Below are 1,518 nucleotides of genomic sequence, written 5' to 3'. Positions count from 1 at the left end.
TCACCCGCCCTCATACAAACAGCGAACTACCGAACACCCACCACGACAAGGCCAGCTAACAAAGCACTACTAGCGCCTGTCCGGCGGATCATCGCCCGCGGCGAGTATGCCCGGGCAGTGATCCACCGGACACGACTGGGGGAAGGGGCGTCAGGTCATGGAAAACTTGGCAACATATTCGTTGAAAGGATCGATGCCCACTTCCGCACGGAGTTCGTCCATGCGCTCGGGCTCTTCGCAGGGCCACGGGACCGGCGCCCCGTCCTTCACGCCCGCGATCTGAGTTCCGTAGACCTGTTTACGGCCCTCGTTGACCAGCGTGCGGTCGCGCAGGAAGGCCAGCTCTCGAGGGCTGGCCGAGCCTGCCGACACCGCTTGCTGCATCAACTGGAGGGCCCGACGCTGAACGTCGAGCTGTCGGTCGGCGTGCTGGGCGATCAGCCATGCCGCGCGTGCGGCCTCCTCGCCGACGAGTTCCGCCGTCGGCCAGCCGTACTCGTCCATGATCTCGCCGAGCCGGTCACCGTGCCGGGCGGTCAGCCGCCGCCAGGCCAATTGCTCGGCGGGGTCATCGCTGTTCGCGCGGGCTGCGGACTGGTGATCGGCCGCAGCCATGTCCGTGAGTTCCACCGCCAGCGCGGCAATGTCGTGCGCCACTTCCAACTCCCCGGTCGGGTCCATGTTTTGTGTCCGCCCGCAAGCCTAGAGGTGCAAATCGGATATAAAGATCATTCCGAAGAACGGTGACAGGCGCCTCATCACGTGGGGATAATGGATCTACCCCCGAAGCCAGAGCCGGATCGCTGCGACGGTCACGGTGTCCTGGAAGACATAGGCCCGCTTGTCGAACCTCGTGGCCACGGCCCGGGAGTTCTTGAGGGCGTTGATCGTCCGCTCGACTTCGTTTCTGCGCTTGTAGGCCGTCTTGTCGAAGCCGGTGGGCCGTCCGCCCTTGCTGCCGCGGCGTTGGCGGTTGGCCCGCTGGTTCTTCGGCTCGGGGATGGTGTGCTTGATCTGCCGTCTGCGCAGGTAGCGGCGGTTACGGCGGGAGGAATACGCCTTGTCGCCGCCGAGATGGTCCGGTCGGGTGCGGGGGCGTCCGCCATCGAGCCGGCCGACGCGGATGCGTTCCATCACGGGAACGAGCTGCGGGGCGTCGCCCCACTGGCCCGGAGTGATCAGCAAGGCGAGAGGGCGGCACCCACCTTCCCCGGCGAGGTGAATCTTGCAGGTGAGACCGCCCCGGGAGCGTCCGAGTCCCTCATCGGGCCGGTGTTGTCGGGGCGTGCGTCTTTTCCCAGCACCTGCGGGGATCTCTTGCGTGCTCCCGCGGCGTGCTGGTGGGCTCGGCAGGTGGTGGAGTCCACGCTCACCATCGACCAGTCGATGCGGCCGCATGCCAACGAACAAAGACCGAGACGGTCACAAGATCCGCCGGACAGGCGCTAGTAGTGCTTTGTTAGCTGGCCTTGTCGTGGTGGGTGTTCGGTAGTTCGCTGTTTGTATGAGGGCGGGTGA

General features: G+C 65.6%; 1 protein-coding gene and 1 pseudogene. Both read right to left on the bottom strand.

What is annotated here, in order from left to right:
• Positions 1-150: 150 nt before the first annotated feature.
• Positions 151-681: a DUF6624 domain-containing protein gene (locus CD790_RS34215; protein ID WP_399218706.1), complete on the bottom strand. Its 531-nt coding sequence runs from the start codon at positions 679-681 to the stop codon at positions 151-153.
• A gap of 96 nt (positions 682-777) precedes the next feature.
• Positions 778-1,394, bottom strand: a pseudogene (locus CD790_RS34210) (IS5 family transposase); the annotation flags it as partial.
• Positions 1,395-1,518: the final 124 nt, after the last annotated feature.

The sequence above is a fragment of the Streptomyces sp. SAJ15 genome, assembly GCF_007595705.1.
Taxonomy (GTDB): Bacteria; Actinomycetota; Actinomycetes; order Streptomycetales; family Streptomycetaceae; genus Streptomyces.
This window is presented reverse-complemented; position numbering and strand designations above follow the sequence as displayed.

Coding starts and splice junctions, on each gene's coding strand:
- CD790_RS34215 (WP_399218706.1), bottom strand. CDS start 681: ATGGACCCGACCGGGGAGTTGGAAGTGGCGCACGACATTGCCGCGCTG.